This is a genomic window from Bacteroides sp. AM37-9 (assembly GCF_003603455.1).
Classification (GTDB): Bacteria; Bacteroidota; Bacteroidia; order Bacteroidales; family Bacteroidaceae; genus Bacteroides; species Bacteroides xylanisolvens.
This window is the reverse complement of sequence record NZ_QTNF01000029.1, coordinates 1-19,970: the sequence shown is the minus strand read 5'-3', so window position 1 is coordinate 19,970 and position 19,970 is coordinate 1. Positions and strand designations below refer to the sequence as shown.

Sequence of the window (19,970 nt, the reverse complement as noted above, 5' to 3'; positions counted from 1 at the left end):
TTACTGTTCTTTTAGAATGTTAAATTAACACCAATCGTGAATTTACGCAGGGTAGGATAATTCCCATAAGTAGTCATCGGATCAATAAAATTATCCGGATAAGGATTATAGAAACTTAATAGATTCTGTCCTGTAATGTTAAAACGGCAACTTTCGATACCTATCATTTTTGTATATTTTGACGGTATACGGTAAGCTAATGTAACGCGATTCAGTTTGACACGTGTTCCGCTTACTCTCCAGAAAGAAGAAGTTACTGCATTCACGCTGCCCCATCTCAAGTTCGGATATTTTCCATTGCGATTGGCTTTCACCACTACATTACCTGCTGCATCTACTACGTCGTTATACACAAACATATTGTCTGTAGTCCAGAACGAAGGCATATTTGCATATTCCAAATCATTATACTTATTAGCCGATGTTCCTTGGTTTCCTAAAGAAATTGCATCATCAGGCAAGAAACTATAACCACCCCAGCTCGCATTAAACTGAGCTGTCAAAGAAAGCCCCTTCCATTCTGCGTTCAGGTTCATTGTCATGCTGTAAGGATTGCTTCGATTAGATAACCGTACTTGGTCATCTTCAGAGCTAACCACACCATCCGGTCCGGCGTATGTACCATCATCTTGTCTGGCTCCACGCACGTCTTTATAAATCAACATACCCGGTTTTACATCTTCTTTAACGTTACCCATATAGGAAGTAATATTGTACTTGGCAAAATACTCGTCAATATCCTGATAGCTGCGGAACATACCGATACACTGCATACCCCAGATGCCTTGATCCAAACGATCACCCTTCTTATAGCTCTTATAAGTAGGCTTCTGATCCCAGTCTCTTACCAAAATCTCATTATCACTATACCCGGTGTTCAACTGAATTTTATACTTAAAATCCTTACCTATCTTGTCTCTCCATGTAGCAGACAGTTCGACACCATAAGTATTCAATTCTCCATAATTCACTTTCGCAGAATTAGCTCCCACTGTAGATGGAACAGAGGCATTATAACTAAGCAACATCTCACGGTTCCATTCATAGTAAGCGTCAATATTAAATGATAAACGATTATCGAGAACATTGAAATCAAGCCCCAAATTACCTTTATAAGATTTATCCCAATGAGCATCCCGATTGATTGCTGCATTGTTTTTATTCATTGTGAGGTGACTACCGGCATTGGCCTCTGTACTAGTGCCAAATACTGGCCCTTTATCCTTATCTGTTCCGTAAGTCTGCAACCATTGCCATGCTGTTGTATTATCACGACCGGTCAAACCAAAAGATGCACGCAACTTTAAGTAATCAATCCATGTAACGTTCTTAGTAAACCATTCTTCTTGTGAAACCACCCAACCAGCAGATACTGACGGGAAAAATCCCCAATAATTTTCAGGAGCAAACTTGGTGGAAGAATCCGAACGAAGCAGGAACTCCAGTAAATATTTGTTATCATAAGAATAATTCAAACGACCGATATAAGATAAATTACCCGACTCAAAACGAGTGAATTCTGTACTAGGAGTACTATTCCAGTCTACCGAATTAGATTGTCCTGTCGTAAATTCGTATGGGTTAGTAACCATACCGTACAAATATTCTGTTTCTGATTCAGACTTTTCAATGGAGAATAAACCTCCTACAGAATGTAGTCCGAAATCCCTATTATATGCTGCAGTAAAGTTCATCTGATAGTTATCCGAACGAGTCATGGAACGAGACAAATATCCAGTAATATCACTTGTACTGGAGTTAACCACCGGTTTTCCACTATTTGCCAAATAAAAACTAGTATTTTCAAATGCACTGTTATCCGCTCCTTCAATTGGAGTATACAAATGTTCTCCACTACCAGAACGAGTCTCCAAATAATAAAGATTATAAGAAGTACCATAATCATTTGTCTTATTCGTATTGACACTCTTCGAATAAGTAAACTTCAATTTCAGTCCTTTCAACCATTTATTCCATCCGAAATCGTATTCCAACCCGGCATTAATATTCATGTTTGATGTCATGTTTCGTTTATAGTCGCCATTATTCTGAAGTACATTGAAATTGTAATTCTGAATATTACTTACCGATGAATTAGTAGGACCGTAAGCAGCTACCGCATATTCACCCACATATTCGGGAATATAATAAGGATGTGTCAACAGCGTATTGTAATCTTTCTCTGCAGACGAACCTCCGACCTGATTCAGAGGAGTATTTTTCTTTCCATAATCACCGGAGACCTGTACATTCGCTTTTATCCACTTGCTGATTTTCACATCTACACCAGCACGGTAATTCCAACGATTGTAATCCAGCTTACCTAAGTTACCATCCTGATCAAAATAAGAAATTCCGGCAAAATAACTGGCTTTTTCAGTAGCACCGCTCAGGTTTACACTATGCTGCTGCGTCAATGCGGATTCCCAATATTTATCCAGTAAATCATAGTGCAAACTTTTCATGGCATTCAACTCATCCTGCTGAAAAATAGCTCTTAACGGATCAATACTTGTCTCCGTCGGGTCAGCCATACGTACTGCATTCCATAACTTGCCATACTCATACGCATTCAACATCTTAGGACGAGATACTTCATCTGTAATACCAAATGTTCCATTATATGAAATTTTAGGCGCACCTAACTTTCCCTTTTTTGTGGTTACCAGAATAACACCATTTGCTGCACGAGCACCGTAAACTGCTGCAGAAGCATCCTTCAAGATAGAAATACTTTCCACAACTGATGGATCTAAGTTGTTAAACGCTTCCGCACCCAAATTAGTATAAGTACTTCCCACTTTTACTTCCGTAGGATAAATGTAACCATCAATAACATACAATGGCTGCAGGTTGGTACCTCCCATTTCTTCCAACTCACCATTCTGACGAATAGTAATCGTAGCGTTTTGTCCCGGACGAGTATCACCTCCGTTTACAGAGATACCATTTGCCAAACCGCTCAATGTACTGGCCAAACTTCCACTTGAAATATCCTGAATATCATCAACGGGAACAGTGGCGATAGCACCAGTCAAATGCGCTTTCTTCTGCGTACCATAACCCACAACTACAACTTCATCCAATTGCTGCGTATCTTCCTTCAAGATGATCTTTGTCAATTTGAATGGAGCAGAAAAACGTTGTGGTACATATCCTATATAAGAGATTTCCACTTCCTTACCATCAGGAACATTCAATGTGAAATTTCCATCTAAATCCGTTATTGTTCCCACTGTTGTTCCTACAACCTTTATGGCAGCTCCAATAATAGGTTGCTCGGTCTCATCCAGCACAACTCCTTTGAATGTTTTAGTATTCTGTGCTATTGTCGGCAAAGCCATCACAAAAGCTAGAAGCAGGCTGATACTGATTCTATATATATTCTTATGTTTCATCTTTATCGTATTCTAGATTTATTATCTTTTTAATTTAACCAACGCGGGTCGCCACTACCATGAGCAAATACTTCGGGAGCACTCGGAGTAAAATCACCGTTTGCAGCATCAGCGAATCCCGGATCCACGCCATAAGCAGAATTGCTCTTATCACCATCCGCACGATTTGAAGTCTCATCCAGTGGCAATGCGCCATTGTACCAATAACAGTTATTTTCAAAAGTTGCAGCTACCTTTGTACCCTGCATTCTTATACGACGATTGAAATTTCCCGAAAATGAGTCAATAAACAAATTGTTCTTTGAAATTACCTCATTATGTGTCTGTGACCAACCATTGCCATTAAAACTCTGTCCGGAATAGGAGAGATTATAGAATGTATTGCTTATAAATGTCATCGATCCTCTTGACCAACCATCATAACTGGTTGTTTGTCCACCTCCATAACGTAAAAAACGAGAACCGTTTTGGTTATGACTATAAATCGTAGAGTTACTTATTTCGAAGTCTTTCACAATCGAACTGCTAGAGTTAAAGTTTATCAGGTCAGCAGCTTGATAGCAATCTATTACACAATTTCTGATTGCAAAATTTTGAATACCATACTTCTTTCCGTTAATGTGAACTAAGTATTTTCTAACAGCCTTGATATTGCAAGATTGAATAACCATAGGATTAGTTACTTTTCCATGATCGGTTCTCTTTGTATCCAATATCTCTTCCGGAACATCACCAAACTTTAAAAAAGCCCCATCTGTCACTACATCACAATCAAAGTTGATAAACTTCAAGGCTAATCCTCCACCACAAGTAATAATAGAAGCCGGAGCAGTGAATTTCACATTCGCATTCCCGCGTGTTTTATTTCCGCGCAACTGTACATTATTTACGCCAAAGTTCAAATCTCCTGAAATATAATACGTCCCTCCTGCTTCCAGTTCGAAAGCAACTTCTGTATCTTTTCCCGTAGTCACCGGATGTTCAGCAAAATATGTAGTCAAGTCTGTACCATTAGGAACAAGCGTTGCGGCAACAAGTGTAGACCAACTGATTTCAGTGGCGGAAACGGAAGCTGTATTATTCAACTTTTCATTCCCCAATGCTGCAATCTCAACCTTATAGTTCGTATCTTCTACCCAAGGACATACCACAGCTGTCCCGTCTACAATGCTGTCCTTCACTACAGCTACAGGATGGTCGGGGTCATCTACAATATACATAGAAAATTTGTAACCACCTGCACCCATAACAACCGACCAAGTAACTTTTACATTATTTTCAGTTGTAGCCAGTTTTTCAAAAGCCACATCCGATGCTTTCGGCGAATCCAATTGCGTATTCGTCACGCCACCGGAGAAAGTTTCTTCATCAAAACCATCTCCCGCACAAGAGCCCATAAATAAGATCATCGATAAACAAGCTATGCTCCCGACGACTTTCGTTTTAATCTTCATCATCTTACTCTTCATAGATTAAATTTTAATTTAAACAAAAATAATATATTATATCTTCAAAATCTAAAAGTTCTTTTAAGGAAAGACGTACAATCAAAAAATATGTACTCACTTAAAAGAATAAAAAAATAGATTTTGCTTTTTTTCTCTCTATCATATTAACTATATCATAATCTCCTCCTATCTTTACTGAAACACCTTTTTCAAATACTTAATATTCGTACCATAATTCTTTTTCACGTTCCGTACGTCATCCTTGTCACGCGAACGTTCTATCACCAGCCATCCACTCCATCCCATCTTATCCAGTGTCTTTTTCACCTTATTCATATCTAATCGTTCATTATAAGGTAAAGTCACTCCATCAGTATCCGTACAGTGAATCTGGCAAATCCTCTTTTTCCCCAGAATCTTCAGCTCCTTGCACAAATCCCTTCCATTCTCCAATGCATTTTGAAATTTAAAATAGATCTTGATTCCCGAAGAATTAATTTCTTTCAGCAGTTTCACATCTCCTTTAGCATCCAGTTGAGTTTCAATGCCGATAACTACTCCTTCAGAAGCAGCCATATCTCCCACCTCCTTCAAACGTTTTACAACTTCTGTTCGAAGTGCTGAATTCTTTTCCCATCCAGTTTCGATTCCCCCCAAAGGAAGAAAAGCTACTTTAGTATTCATTACTCTCATTGCATGAAGGCAGTCTTGAACCAACTCTTTATAATTAGCACGTTCCAGAAAAGACTGTCCGTAGAAACCGGACATAGCAATAGAAGAAACCTCTAATTGATATTTTTGAGCAGTTTCACGAAATAGCTGCTGAAAATGAGGTTCCCGCAATTTATTATCAAACATTTCTCTCTTGCCAAGGCCACCCATATCTAGTTCGACGCCGTCACCATTCAATTCGTGTACCAATTGAAATGAACCGATTTTCTGACGCTTCAGAATCATCCAGTCACATACAGCTATTTTATAACGTTGTTCCTTTTGCTGCGATCCGGCAATCGCTAATAGAGGGAAACACTCTGCAAGTATTAATATCCAAAGGATATGTTTGAATAAATTTCTTCTTGTTTTCATCTTATTGCCTACAATTTACATAGTAGACGTATGAAAGAGATTTTTGTAATCACCTATAAAACAGAGAATAACTATAAATGTGGCAGAGTATAGTCTAATGAAAATAAGATAATGACGGTATCCGGGAGAAATAGTGACGCTATTTTAGCCGGATACCGTCACTATCCCGAGCATATAGTGTCGCTATTTTCCGAGAAGTAACAATAAAAGTAAATGTAAAAAAATGGGCTGCCGGACCATAAGAAGTCCGACAGCCCTGTCAACCCAAAAACGATACCTATGAAACACTGTGTGTTATTTCAATTCAAATTTTAAATATTTGCCGTGAACAAGTTCATCATGTGTAATATGATATTTATTAAACTTTTGACCATTCAACAGTACCTTATCAATATATAAAGTTCCTGGTTGAGTGCGATTAGTTTCAATTATTAGCTCTTTCTCTTTATACCATTTCGGATCTAACCGAATCGTTACCTTATTAAAAACCGGAGTCGTCAATGTATATTCGGGTAGTCCGGGACAATCAGGATAAAAACCAATCATATTGAAAATAGCCCAGGAAGACATCGTTCCCGTATCATCGTTTCCTGGAATACCATCAGGTTTGGAAGTAAAGTACTTGTCTATTAAACGTTGCGTCTCTTTCTGTGTGCGCCATTCTTCACCTTTAAAATATGAGAATAAATGGGCATAAGCAATATCCGGTTCATTTGCCGGGTCATAAAGCCCTTCGTCAAAAACCATTTGTAGCTTATCAATAAAAGGTTTCTTCCCACCCATTAGTTTTGCCAAGCCATATACATCATGTGGCACATAGAATGTATAATTCCAGGAATTACCTTCATGGAAACCGGGATTCGGTTCAAAGTTTTCTCCTTGTCTCGGATTAAACGGACTGTAAAAAGTTCCATCCGGAAGAATCGGACGGAAAGTACCAAATTCTTTGCTATAATAATGTTTGTATCCCAGAGAACGCTTGTAGAATATCTCTGCATCTTTCTTTTTACCCAAAGCCTCTGCAAAGCGAGATAACGCAAAATCAGCAATATAATATTCCAATGCATGAGATACGGAATTGTCATACTGTTCGCGAAGAGGCACATATCCCTTGGACATATAATCATCATTATCAGGACGCATCAAGTTTTCCGCTCCGGGTAATGTAGCAGATTTATACATTGCTTCATAAGCCAAATCAACATCAAAATCACGCAAACCTTTCATCCAGGTATCTACAATTACCGGAATACTCGGATCACCTTCCATTGTCAATGTTTCCCTGCCATATAATTCCCATTTAGGCAACCATCCATGTTCGCGATACATATCGAGCATTGTACGTACCATTTCCATCTGACGTTCCGGATAAACCAAAGTCAACAATTGATGAACATTGCGGTAAGTATCCCAAAGAGAAAAGACAGTATAGCGATCTCCTTTTGTTGTCAAAATCTTATCACTTTCCATTGCCGGATATTCTCCGTTTACATCCTGCAAAATATTAGGATGAATCAGCAAATGGTAAAGTGCTGTGTAAAATACAGTTTTTTGAGCATCCGTACCACCTTCTACAGTTATACGTGATAAGTCATCATTCCATTTGGAGCGTGCTTCAGCATGAATCTGCTCGAAATTCTTTCTAGCCTGTTCACGATCCAGATTCAACCGGGCATTTTCTATACTTACAAAAGAAACTCCCATTTGTACTTCTACCTGCTCACCTTCTTCTGTGTCGAAGGAGAAATAAGTACCGATGTCATCTCCTGCTATTTCTTTTCCGTAGCGAGTATAAAGTTTATACTTTCCCTGGTCCGGATCCCATTCAGCCTCAACACCCGTCATCGCACGTTGTTTCTTCCAATACCCTGTTGCAGAAGGGTTCTTTTTAACCCGTAATACAAAGTAAATAGGAAACACAGCTTGAGGGTTATAACAGAATGTACCAAGCAATTTGACTCCTTCCACCTCACAATCGCTTACACGACGAAGCATGGCACCGCTCTCATTCGTTAATCCTTCACCTAAATTCAACAATATATGACTTTTTCCTTTTGGAAAAGTAAAACGGGCAATACCGGTACGAGGAGTAGCCGAGACTTCTGTTTTTACGTTGTATTTAGTCAGATAATTAGAATAATAACCCGGTGAAGCCTGTTCATCCTTATACTTACTACCATATTCCTTATAATCCACATTCAGTTCTCCGGTAGTAGGCATCAGCAATAAAGAACCTAATTCCGGACAACCGACTCCACTCAAATTTACATGAGCATATCCGGTAAAGAAACAGTTTGTATATTCATAAGGCGTAGACCACCACCGTGCGTCTTTATCATAGGTATTTTCAGAAGATCCCATCACATTGAAAGGAACCACAGACATCATACCATTTGGACAAATCGCTCCGGGATTGGTAGTCCCGAAATTAGTAGTTCCGATAAAAGGATCTACATAATCTATCAAAAGACCTTTATCCGTATTTTTTAGGGGAGGGCTTCCCCCTTCCCCCGCAGATGCGGAAAGAAGGGAAAAAGCAAGTGTGTAAGTTAATATAATACGTTTCATATCTTTATTAAATGATACTCGTTCGTTTCGTAAAATCGATAATCTCTTTTATATATCCGAAGGCCATACCTACCACAGTATCTGCCGCACCATAATAAACAGCAACACGTTCACCATCTTGCAAAGCAGCACAGGGGAATACTACATTAGGAACGTCACCCTGAAGTTCGTAAGGAGCAGCCGGACCTATCAGATATTCACGTGTACGGTAAAGAACTTTTTCCGGATGATCTTTATCCAATATGGCAGCTCCCATAGCGTAACGGAAACCATTACAAGTAGTGATTACACCATGATAGAACAGCAACCAGCCTTCATCTGTAAGGAAAGGAACTGAACCTGCACCAATCTTTGTACACTGCCAAGCGCTTTCCGGGAAAGGAGTCACTTTCATTACACAACGGTGTTCACCCCAATATTTCATATCCGGGCTATAGCTGATGTATATATCGCCAAACGGAGTATGTCCATTATCACTGGGACGACTCAACATCGCATACTTGCCATCGATCTTCTGCGGGAAAAGTACACCATTACGATTGAAAGGCAAGAAAGCATTTTCGCACTGGAAAAACTCCTTAAAGTCAAAAGTATAGGCAATACCAATCGTAGGGCCATGATAACCATTACACCAAGTCACCCAATAACGGTCTTCAATCCATGTAACACGAGGGTCGTATTTATATTCCGACTCAATCATTTCCGTGTTACCTGCTTTAAACTGAATAGGTTCATGATTGATATCCCAATGAATTCCGTCCTTACTAAAACCTGCAAAGATATTCATCTGTACAGCTTTGTTATCACAACGGAATACGCCTGCAAAACCATCCTCAAAAGGAACAACAGCACTATTGAAAATACTATTAGATGAAGGAATATGATAACGTCCGATAACTGGATTTTGTGAGTAACGCCACATAACGTCCGTACATCCGACAGGACGATCTTCCCAAGGAATTTGAATTTTATTCATAATCGTTGATTTTATATTATTTATTTTTTGAGTCATCATACGTGAAAGGTATGAAATAAGTAATCAGAAAAGCTGGAATAGTTGCGATTAACACATAGATAAAGAAATTACGATATCCTAATAAGTCACTAAGATAACCACTAACCATTCCCGGAAGCATCACTCCCAGATTCATGATTCCTGAAGCAAATGCGTAATGTGACATTTGATGTTTGCCTGGAGCAATCTGTTGCATCATAAACAACGTCAGTCCGACAAAACCAAAGCCATAACCAAAATATTCCATTGTTATACAAGTTCCGATCAGATATACATTAGTAGGCTGTGCAACTGCCAAAAAGGTATAGGCTACAAACGGAAGATTAAAAATACAGCAGAGAGTAAATAGTGTCTTTTTCAATCCGAACTTAGAGACATAAATACCTGCTAACAATGAGCCTAAAACGAAAGCAGCGGAACCAAAGATACCATTTAGCGTGCCGATCTCTGTCAACGACAGTCCTAAGCCGCCTACATCCCTTGAAGCACGTAAAAACAGCGGAGCTATTTTCATGATAAAGCCTTCTGCCAAACGATATAAAATAATAAAACAGATATAGTAGAGAATATGCTTTTTAGTAAAGAAGTTAGCAATGACTGCTACCAGTTCGTGCCCAACTTCTGATGCTGTTTTCTTCGTTGTTGACGGAACCTGTGTAGAAGGTAACATTTTTATATGATAAATACCGATCAGTACCATTATTGCCGCAATTACGCCGAAAATAATCATCCATGCAGATGAATACGCTCCTTTGTTAGCATCTATCGAAGCACCTTCTATTGCTCCGAAATGCTCTGCCAATGCTCCTGCCATAGCAACTAATCCTCCATTAGCAACCAATTTGGCTACATTATAAAAAGCACCTTGAACTCCGATATATTTTGCCTGATCTTCCTTGTTCAATTCAGCCATATATACACCATCACAAGCAATATCGTGCGTTGCTCCACTAAAGGCAATCACTGCCATCGTAGAGATACTTATGGCGAAAAAGTAATCGAAAAACAAAGAAAAGGCTACTACTCCAAACAATACACCACTCAATAATTCTGTAATCAATACGAAAAATTTTTTCGTCCGATACATTTCAAGAAAAGGACTCCACAAAAATTTCAGTGTCCAAGGCATCATAATCAGAGAAGTCCAGAATGCAATTTGCGTATCCGAAATTCCAAGATCCTTAAACATGAAAACAGAAACCAGATTAATAGCAATAAAGGGAAGTCCCATTGCAAAATAAGCAGTAGGTACCCAGCAAGCCGGGTTAATAGTTTTTCGTTGAGAAGCAGTTTTATTCTGTTGCATAAATCATAGTATATAGATGAAAAAATTCATTTTTCTGACCCATCTATATATAATACAACTAAAAGGGGGAAACTACTAACGTCTCCCCCCTACTTTTTTTATTTTATTATCACTTCGTCTATAAAAAACCACGAAGGATGGCCTACACCATAATGCCAGGTCGGACATTCTTTCGTTCCGGTGACTTCTACTTTCACATAACGAGTTTTTATCGGTTCGGCTGATTCAGCCTTGACTCCACGGAATTTTACCTCACCCGTACGTTCTTCCGGTAAATCAATCGTTCTCCAATGCGTATAATGTTCACCGTCTTCAGCGTATGAATAAACCACCTTTAGAGGAAAAAGAATCCAGGCCCCTATTTGATGAAGAAAATCTGTTTCCACACTATGTATCTCTTTCGCTTCGCCCAAATCTATAACGAATGCACCATCGGTTCCTTCCCAACCAATCCAGCTATCAACAAAGGTTGCTCCACCAAACAAACCGTCAACCAATGCGTTTTTTCCTAATGCCGCATATTTTCCCGTAGGAGGAATTAGATAAGTAACTTTTGCGCCCAAAGCCAAACTTTTTTCTTTTTGCGGCATGTAACGTTCCCTATACAATTTGCAATAGTCTACCGGTGAATTGGAACGTTCATTCAATGTAGGAACTTGAAACTCTTTCACGCGTTCCTCAAAAAGGTCTAACTTTTTATTGATATCTACCAAATCTTTTTCTGTCTCCGTTCGTGCTATTTCCAGTTCTGAATACTGAATTGGCAGGCGTGCCCGTTGAACTCGTTTTAAGAAATCTGGTTCTGCTGCAACAGCCTTTTCAGCCAAATCAAATAAATGATTATAACGACGCATCAAAGCAGGCTTTAGCATGCCATATTTATGTGATACGGGTGAATCATATATCCACAACCTCTGTCCACTACCGATTAATGCGCCTTCCATTATCTTTATGTACTGATAAAGATATGGCGCTGCTTCCCCATAATATCCATGCAGAAAATGTTGCATCAATGAGTCTACATTAACTTCTGGATTCCACATTAACTTTGACACTAAATAAGCGCGAAGTTCTGCAAAATCTCCTCCCCTGCTCCCTGCTATTTGAGAGAAATGCATGGTGGCATGATTCTTTTCGAAAAGACGGATATTGTCCTGTAAAATATGGAAATTAGGAAATGGAGCCAGATAATTATCAAAGTTAATACCGTAATCCCACACGAAAATATTATTGGTAATCTTAGACCATCCTTCCATGGCTTTCACAAACTCTTTTCCCGAAGCATTCTCCGTCAAAGTTACTTCACGGTCACAGTCAATATCACATAGCATAATATTCACATTCGGCAAAGGTTTCACATGTTTCGGAGGATTCATAGTATATAGATAAGCCAATGTGGAAAATTCTTTATCCGGGAAACGGGCAGCCAACTTATTCAGAAAAGTGATTATGCTTCCTGATAATGCTCCTTCATAATCATCAATTGCCTTACAAGCATCACACGTACAATTTGTATAATTACCATCATTCTGACTTACAGACATGATATGCTTATCTGGATTTGCTTTGAAAATAGAATCAACACGTTGAGCTACAATCTCAAAAACCTCCGGATTACTCAAACACCACTGACTGGCCTTTCCCGGGTGGCGTTTTCCTTTGAAGTAAGAATAATATTCCGGATGTTCTTTCCCATAAATGGATGAAGGCAGAAGCTTATCAAAAGTATGCACCCAATAACCGGCAGCAAACACTTCATTCGGTTCCTCTAAACGATTCCACCACTTATAAATAGAGTCTGTATGGATAGCATAACATTGTGTCTGACGGTAACGAAAGCCCGGATTCTCGACTTTATTAATGAAGGGTAAGTTCACCGTTTTTGAAGGGGTAAGAGAATATTCATTCTCTCCCCAATAATTGATACCCAAATATTGCTCCAATAAAGTAACAACCCCATATACAACACCGTTTTCTTTACCAGATATTTTTAGAATACCATCTTGAGTAGAAATAGAGAATCCATCCTCTGTTACTTCCGCCGAAGATTGACCACCAATGAGAATATCTCCTTTCCGAGGAGTTTTATCATTTTCAATAGGAAGTGCAACTCCCGAAATTTCAGTAAGAAAACGTTGTAAGAATTGCGCTGACGTCTTACTATTTGGCATCTTGTCCTGCACAATGATGCGAGCACTACTTTTGCCATCTTTTACGAGTGTTATTTGTGCTGAAACAGTACCACATACCACCAGCAAAACAGATAATAACCAATGTTTCATGTTTGTTAGAATTTAAGTTTATATGAGCATTTACTAGAAGTACAATTCAGGAGAATAAAGTTCTAATAAATTATGGATACTTTAACATATAAAAAAGAGGATATGCCTCTGCGACATATCCTCCTCTTTCAATGAATTATTAGCCTAAAACATTTTATTTATCAAATCGGATATTATGTTCCCACCTTTGAAGTGCACCATTAGATGTTGCATTGTGTCCGTTTCCTGTAGCATCTCTAAAGGAAGTGCCATCTCCTTCATCCATTGGCCAAAGGGCAATCAAATTAGGATTCTTAGGATTAACTTCAAAATACATATTGTTTGCGATCTCCGATTCTGTACGAGCTACTTTCCATAGGCGAACCTGACTCATAGCACAATTATTACGGAAATAGCTACCACTATCCACTATTTTCATAAAATCAAAGCGTACGCTTCCACCTTTCGGTGCAGGAGGATCAAAGAAGGTATCTTGTTTTCCATTCCTATAAATGGTAAGTGTTGTTCCATTATAAACGAAAGCCCAATGATACCAAGTGTTTGCTTCCAAATCACTGGCTGTTTGTTTTTGACCTCCCAAAGACTTTATCTGTAGATAATTGTAAGGCCTATTGGCATCTCCAAAACGGATATAGATTTCATGATCATTACTTCCGGAAGTGAAAATAGCCTGATTATTTATACTATAACCATCCATACGTACCCATGCTTCCAATGTCCATGCATCTACTGTAATTCCCCAATCCGTTTCAGGAAGTGTTGTTACATTTCCGGCATTACCACGTAATACAGGAACAGAAACATTCAAAGGCTTAGCTAATACATAAATAAATTTACTTTGAGCTTTTGATTTTACAATATTACCTTTTATAACATTTCCTAATGTAAGAGGAATGGCATAAGTAATACCATTAGTCACAAAATCATCCACATGAAGTCGATAATTAGCACTAATTTCACCTGCCGGAATTATCACTGTCGCATTCTTTGGAAGCATATCGGCTGGCAAGACTTCATATTCCGTACCGCTAGTTGCATTGTATTCAGCCAGTAATTCAGGAGAGAACTGGATTTCCACTTCCACATCTTCCATAACTTTTTGAGCTAAACGCACAACAACGTTAATGTCTGCACCATCATCCATGGTAACAGTAGTAGCATTGTTTGTACCAGCCGCATCTGTTATGTAAAGGCTGTTTGACTGTGCCTTGTATTCTGCATTCTCACATCCTATAAAAAAGAATGCTGACAATGCAATCATAAGACTTGATAAATAGATATATTTCATAATTTTCATTCTTATAAAATTCGTTTAATCATTATTCTTCGTTGGCAGCATTCATGCGATCATAGAAATTCCTATATATGTTTGTAATTCCCTGACGCAAGAAATAATATTCCGGTGAACCATCATAATCGCCCTTACCTTGTGCATAGTCAAAGCCTACACGATAAAGACCACATCCACCAATTAACTGGTCTATTTCATAAGGTTTTCCATTAACAGTATAAGTATTTTTATATACGTAGTTTGACATACCTAGGAATCCTCCTCCAGTATTAGCATACGATTCAAAATTCTCGGTAGCTATGGTTCTACGGACAATTTCATCCGGAGTAATAATCCCCTGTTGTATCCAATCATCCATATCACGCAACACGCCTGTCATTCTATAATCTGCCATTCCACCATAAGCTTGCAATACAAAATAGTCTACATAGTATGAAAGCCATTCTTTATCCATACCTGTTCGGATTCCAACCTCACCGTCAATCAAGAAAAGAAGGCGTTTCTCTGGCATAGGGCGATCTCCACGATCGCGGTTAGGATCCATAGCACCATGTCCAAACCAGTAGGAAAGTTCCTCGACAAAAATAGTTCTCTGTACTTTATTTGACCAAAGCGGACCAACTCCCATTCCACCACCAGGCTCATAATCCCAGTCATAACCATCATATCCACATTCAAGACAAGCTTTATAAATATCCTCTGCATAGGCTTTAATTGCAGGCCTCACCTTTTCCGGATCACTACTGGTTCCAGCTTCGTGATAAATTTCTTTATCCGGAAGGTCGTCGCCTACATTTTGAGAAAATAAGGTAACAACAACCTTTGTGCCTTTCACTTTTTGTACATATTCCATATCAGCCTTTCGCTCCGAAGTTAATTCAAATTTCGGATGCCCACCCCAGTTGGAAGCAATGGTTACAGAATCAGGCAGACCTCTCAAGCTATTTTCACCAGTAGGAGAAGTTCCTGTCCAATTGTCGAACCAAACGAACACTTGTGGAAGTCCCGGTGTTTCTTTCCACTTGCGCAAAGCAGCATAATATTCATCAGTTTTAATTGTTTGATTCAAATCAACATCATTAATAGATTCCACATCCGTACATCCAACGAAGAATATAGCGGCAAATGCAAATCCGAATGCATTTTTTATATGCTTTATATTCATATTCTATATTTTATCAGGTTAAAATTTAATTCTTTTTCGCCCACCACAAATCTGTAGCTCCGGTGTCCGGACCACCTAACATAGTTGCAATAGCTGCTTCTACATTGGCTGAGTTACTAGATTTTTCCGTTGTAGGATATGGTAAACGACGTACCATACGTTTACTATCAATATCACCGATATAACCAACAGAGCTTAGATTATCTCGCGCCGTAAACAATTCAGGATAACCAGTTCGGCGATAATCACACCACGCTTCGATTCCCAATGGATAGTTGGCAATCCATTTTTGAGTAATAATCTTCTGAAGTTTATTACTTCCGTTTTCCCATGCAACAGTAGGAACATCAGTAAATGAAATATTATTTTGAGAGTTCCATCGATCTGTATACCCTTGAGGAACAACTGTACTTGAAAGATAATCACCAATCTCTACGCCATATTGATTCATTGAAATTTGAATACCTTGTTCATAGTAACTCTTAGCTGCCGCTGTTCCACCTGCAATCCATCCTTGTAAAGCCGCTTCAGCTTTTAAGAAATAAGTCTCTGCCGCATAAAAAACTGGCATAGGAGAAGCATCTGTTACAGCTGGTTTAGAGTACCTTGCAGCACTACCTTCAACGCTTTTACTTGTATCTTTAATACCCATACGTACACCACGATACTCTCTATACGAAGTCGAGGTATTCATATATTTGCTGATACGTGGATCATTATATCCATTCATGTATGCAGAAAGTGTTGCATTGATAGCTAAATCACCCCAATCTGAAGCAATCCAAAATGGGTTATATGGCATAGATGGAAAAAAGGCATTATCATCATTAGATTCTATTACTCCGCCATCAATCGCTTCCGCCATCATTTGTTTGGCATATTCTGTATCTTCAGTATTAGAAGCGATACGTACGGCCATACGAAGTTTTAATGAGTTAGCGTATTTGATCCATTTGCTAAAATCACCATTATATATGATATCATATTCGGCAACAGGTACTTCTTTTCCTTCATTTTCCTGAACAAATGCCGAAAGTACATTGATACTACGTGTCAAATCATCAAACATATTATGATAGAGTGTTTTCACATCGTCATATGCCACTTGGAATTCTCCTTTTCCCATTTCAGAGTAAGGGATAGGACCATAAATATCAGCTACACGAAGCATAACACCGACCCGCAGAATAGATGCCCACGCATAAATATATCCGGTACCTCCTGTAGATTCTTTTATTGTCTGGAAATTCGGATAAAACTCTGTAAACATATCTTTATAAGGAACATCTACCCAGTCAGCACTAGGATTGAATGTTCCAAAATTAGTACCATTCCAAGGAGCAGTTGTTGCAAAATCCCCGCCATACTGCCCTACCATTTGTTCAGTGTGTTGACTGTTATTTTCCTGACAGGCATTCAATAAGCGAGTCATAGCCACAAACAACGTACCGACCCGTTCCGTCGGAGTCATATCTTCGGGATACACGTCTGTTGGATGTGTGTTTAATTCGTCAAAGTTTCCCGTACATGAAGCGAATAGCAGAGTAGTAGTGAAAGCTGCCACGCTTACAGTCTTAATTATATTGAATCTTTTCATCATTCGTTGCTTTATTAGAATTGTACTTTTATACTAAATCCCATGTTTCTCAAGCTAGGTTGCATGAAATAATCCACACCAGTATAGAATGTACTGGTAGATGACGCAACCAATTCAGGATCGAACGGTGCCTTGCAATATATCATGCCCAGATTATTTCCGATTAAACCTAATGTTACATCAGCAATGTTATACAACCACTTTTTAGGGAGTGTATATTCAAGACTAACCTCCTGCAAACGAATATTGGTTGCTTCATATACATAGTGGTCACCTTCACCAGTACCAGCCGCTACTATGCTGAGATAATCCTTAGCGGATACATTTCTGTTATTGATGGTTACTCCTCCAGCCTGACGAAGTTGTGCGCTATATTCGGAAACACCACAACGATCAAGGAAAGCTTGTGTATTAGATACAACCAAACCACCAAAACGTCCGCTTAACAATATATTCAGACGTAAACCTTTATAAGTAAATGAGTTTCTCCATCCTAAATTAACCTTTGGAAGCAATGAACCGATTTTCTTATATTCGGTTTCCACCATACTTGGCAAACCTGTCTTGGCATCCAAATAGATATAACCATTATTATCGCGTTTAAAGTCACGGTTGATATACAGGTCTCCCATAGAACCACCTTCTGTCAGGCGTACTACCGGTGAAGTAGAGCCTCCTAATCTTGCTTTGTCTACATAAGGCATTTCAATCGGTTCCCCCGTAATTCTGTTTGTAACACCATCAGCCAATCTTTTAATTTTATTCTTATTATAAGTAAAAGTAAAATTACTGGACCAACCGAAATCACGCCACTCATTTTTATATCCTAAGGCCATCTCTATACCTTGGTTCTGTACACTACCTGCTTGGATGTTAACAGCCGTATACCCAGAACTTGCCGGAAGAGGCGCAGCGAATGTTTGGTTACGTGTATCAGAGTTGTAATAAGTAATATCAAAATTCAATGTATTCTTGAAGAAACGCATATTCAATCCCGCCTCATAAGATTTAGTAATTTCTGGTTTCAAATCAGAGTTTGGATACAAGGATTCTGCTTTATATTGGTCAAGCTGATCATCATAAACATAACGTACCTTTGTCAAATATGGATCATAGGCATTACCCACCGAAGTGAAAGAAAAACGTGCTTTTAAGAATGAGAACCATTCAGGCAAATCAATAACTTCACTCAAAATGCTTGAAAGACCAATAGAAGGATAGAAAAACGGTTTATTTCCTCTTTCTGAAAGAGCCAGAGAAGAATCCCAGTCAGCACGTCCGGTGAGACTTAAGTAGAGAAAACTTCTCCAGCCTATTTCCGCATTGGCAAAAACTGATTGTGTCTGACGCTTTAAACCATCAGCATTTACTTTATAATAACCACTGCGTGTAAGGTTTTCGATAGTAAAATGATTAGTTACATTGTTCAAGTCTCCATGTAAAGAAGTCAACTCCATACGAAGATCCTTAATAGAAGCACCCAAATTGGCCGTTACATTAAATTCATTGAACGTTTTATTGAAGTTCGCCAATACATCAGCATACACTTGTCTGTCTAGACGGTTTTCTTCTTTATATCGCCCTTTTGGACCAGCAAAATTACCGACCGTACCTGCGTGGAATTTTTCGGTGTATTTACTTTCGGTGTTATCGATGCTCACACGTCCTTGTACATTTAGCCCTTCAATGATATTATATTGTAGACTAGCAGCCAATTTATAACGTCTTCTATCGTTCTCACGATTCATACGATTCATAATCCAATAAGGATTTTGAGACGAAACACCGCCTAAATCACCATATGGCCAATACTGAGTATTTACACCCGACAAATCATCATAACGTTCGTATACAGCTACATCAGAAAAATCTTCGCCACGTGGGAACAAGTACAAAGAAGTAAGCGGGTTAAAATACTGCCCTTGCGATACCATATTCTTATCGTTTTGAATAATATAGTTAGCACTTGTATCCAAAATAAACTTATTATTCAAGAAGTTGGTAGTATTACGGAATGAGAAATTATATCTATCATAGTCATTATTGGGCATAATGCCTGTTGCATTAGTTGTGGCTACAGAGATATAGCTTTGACTCTTATCATTACCTGTAGAGAGAGAAAGTGCATTGGATACATTGCTTCCTGTATTAAAAAAATTTGCAGGATCGTATCTCTTATCAGTTTCTAATCCCCAGCTCATCATTTCACCTGTCATATTACCATAAGTGTTTTGAAACTTAGGCATCATCATAGGATCACTGAATGTGGTATTATTACTATAAGTCACGGTTGTCTTATCAGCACGTCCCTTCTTGGTAGTAATTAATACTACTCCATTAGCTCCTTCATATCCATACAATGCAGCTGCAGAAGGTCCTGTCAACAACGACATGCTCTCAATATCATCCGGATTAATGTCAGCTATTGATTCACTGCTCGGTTGTGTAGCCATAGCTCCATCACCCCCGGAAGAAGCACGATTATACATTGGAATACCATCAATCACATAGAGAGCGTTATTATTCTGCGTAATAGATTTAGCACCTCGCATTACAACCTTTACACCACCGCCTGGACCTGAAGCACTAGAATTAATCTGTACCCCTGCTGCTTTACCAGCCAGTGCTCCCATAAAGTTAGTACTCTTTACAGTTGTAAGTTCATCCCCTTTCACCTGTTGTACATTATACGTCAATGCTTTCTCTGACCGCTTGATACCCAATGCAGTAACAACTACTTCATCCAATACTTGCGTATCTTCTCCTAGGGTAACTTTCAAGGGTTGTGCGTTGGTAAGTGTGATTGCTTGGGAG

The 19,970-nt window shown here is 38.8% G+C and carries 11 protein-coding genes; all 11 read right to left on the bottom strand.

Translation table 11 applies throughout. The features are described from left to right. Window positions 1–11 precede the first annotated feature (11 nt). Window positions 12–3,398, bottom strand: coding sequence for a TonB-dependent receptor (locus DW862_RS18250; protein ID WP_004311797.1), 3,387 nt, complete (start codon window positions 3,396–3,398; stop codon window positions 12–14). Window positions 3,399–3,427: 29 nt separating this feature from the next. Then, window positions 3,428–4,867 carry a DUF4992 family lipoprotein gene (locus DW862_RS18245; protein ID WP_120069771.1) on the bottom strand — a complete coding sequence of 480 codons (1,440 nt, stop codon included), beginning with the start codon at window positions 4,865–4,867 and terminating at the stop codon, window positions 3,428–3,430. Between the two features lie 171 nt (window positions 4,868–5,038). Then, the gene (locus DW862_RS18240) at window positions 5,039–5,932 is read right to left on the bottom strand and encodes a sugar phosphate isomerase/epimerase family protein (protein ID WP_008647374.1); all 894 of its coding nucleotides are present in this window, start codon (window positions 5,930–5,932) and stop codon (window positions 5,039–5,041) included. Between the two features lie 294 nt (window positions 5,933–6,226). Beyond that, window positions 6,227–8,500: a GH92 family glycosyl hydrolase gene (locus DW862_RS18235; RefSeq protein ID WP_008999519.1), complete on the bottom strand. Its 2,274-nt coding sequence runs from the start codon at window positions 8,498–8,500 to the stop codon at window positions 6,227–6,229. Window positions 8,501–8,507: 7 nt separating this feature from the next. Then, window positions 8,508–9,476 carry a 1,4-beta-mannosyl-N-acetylglucosamine phosphorylase gene (locus tag DW862_RS18230; protein ID WP_004318517.1) on the bottom strand — a complete coding sequence of 323 codons (969 nt, stop codon included), beginning with the start codon at window positions 9,474–9,476 and terminating at the stop codon, window positions 8,508–8,510. Window positions 9,477–9,492: 16 nt separating this feature from the next. After that, window positions 9,493–10,821, bottom strand: coding sequence for an MFS transporter (locus DW862_RS18225; protein WP_004306233.1), 1,329 nt, complete (start codon window positions 10,819–10,821; stop codon window positions 9,493–9,495). Between the two features lie 98 nt (window positions 10,822–10,919). Continuing rightward, complete coding sequence (locus tag DW862_RS18220; RefSeq protein ID WP_008022211.1) at window positions 10,920–13,103, bottom strand: DUF4838 domain-containing protein; 2,184 nt, start codon at window positions 13,101–13,103, stop codon at window positions 10,920–10,922. Between the two features lie 154 nt (window positions 13,104–13,257). Next, complete coding sequence (locus DW862_RS18215; protein WP_117684353.1) at window positions 13,258–14,391, bottom strand: DUF1735 and LamG domain-containing protein; 1,134 nt, start codon at window positions 14,389–14,391, stop codon at window positions 13,258–13,260. 31 nt (window positions 14,392–14,422) lie between these two features. Next, window positions 14,423–15,559 (bottom strand): glycoside hydrolase family 18, encoded by a 1,137-nt coding sequence (locus DW862_RS18210; protein WP_008022208.1) that lies wholly within the window; start codon window positions 15,557–15,559, stop codon window positions 14,423–14,425. Between the two features lie 25 nt (window positions 15,560–15,584). Continuing rightward, window positions 15,585–17,159 carry a SusD/RagB family nutrient-binding outer membrane lipoprotein gene (locus DW862_RS18205; RefSeq protein ID WP_243636511.1) on the bottom strand — a complete coding sequence of 525 codons (1,575 nt, stop codon included), beginning with the start codon at window positions 17,157–17,159 and terminating at the stop codon, window positions 15,585–15,587. Between the two features lie 11 nt (window positions 17,160–17,170). Beyond that, window positions 17,171–19,970 (bottom strand): SusC/RagA family TonB-linked outer membrane protein (locus DW862_RS18200; protein WP_120069767.1); only part of this gene is annotated, 2,800 nt, incomplete at its 5' end.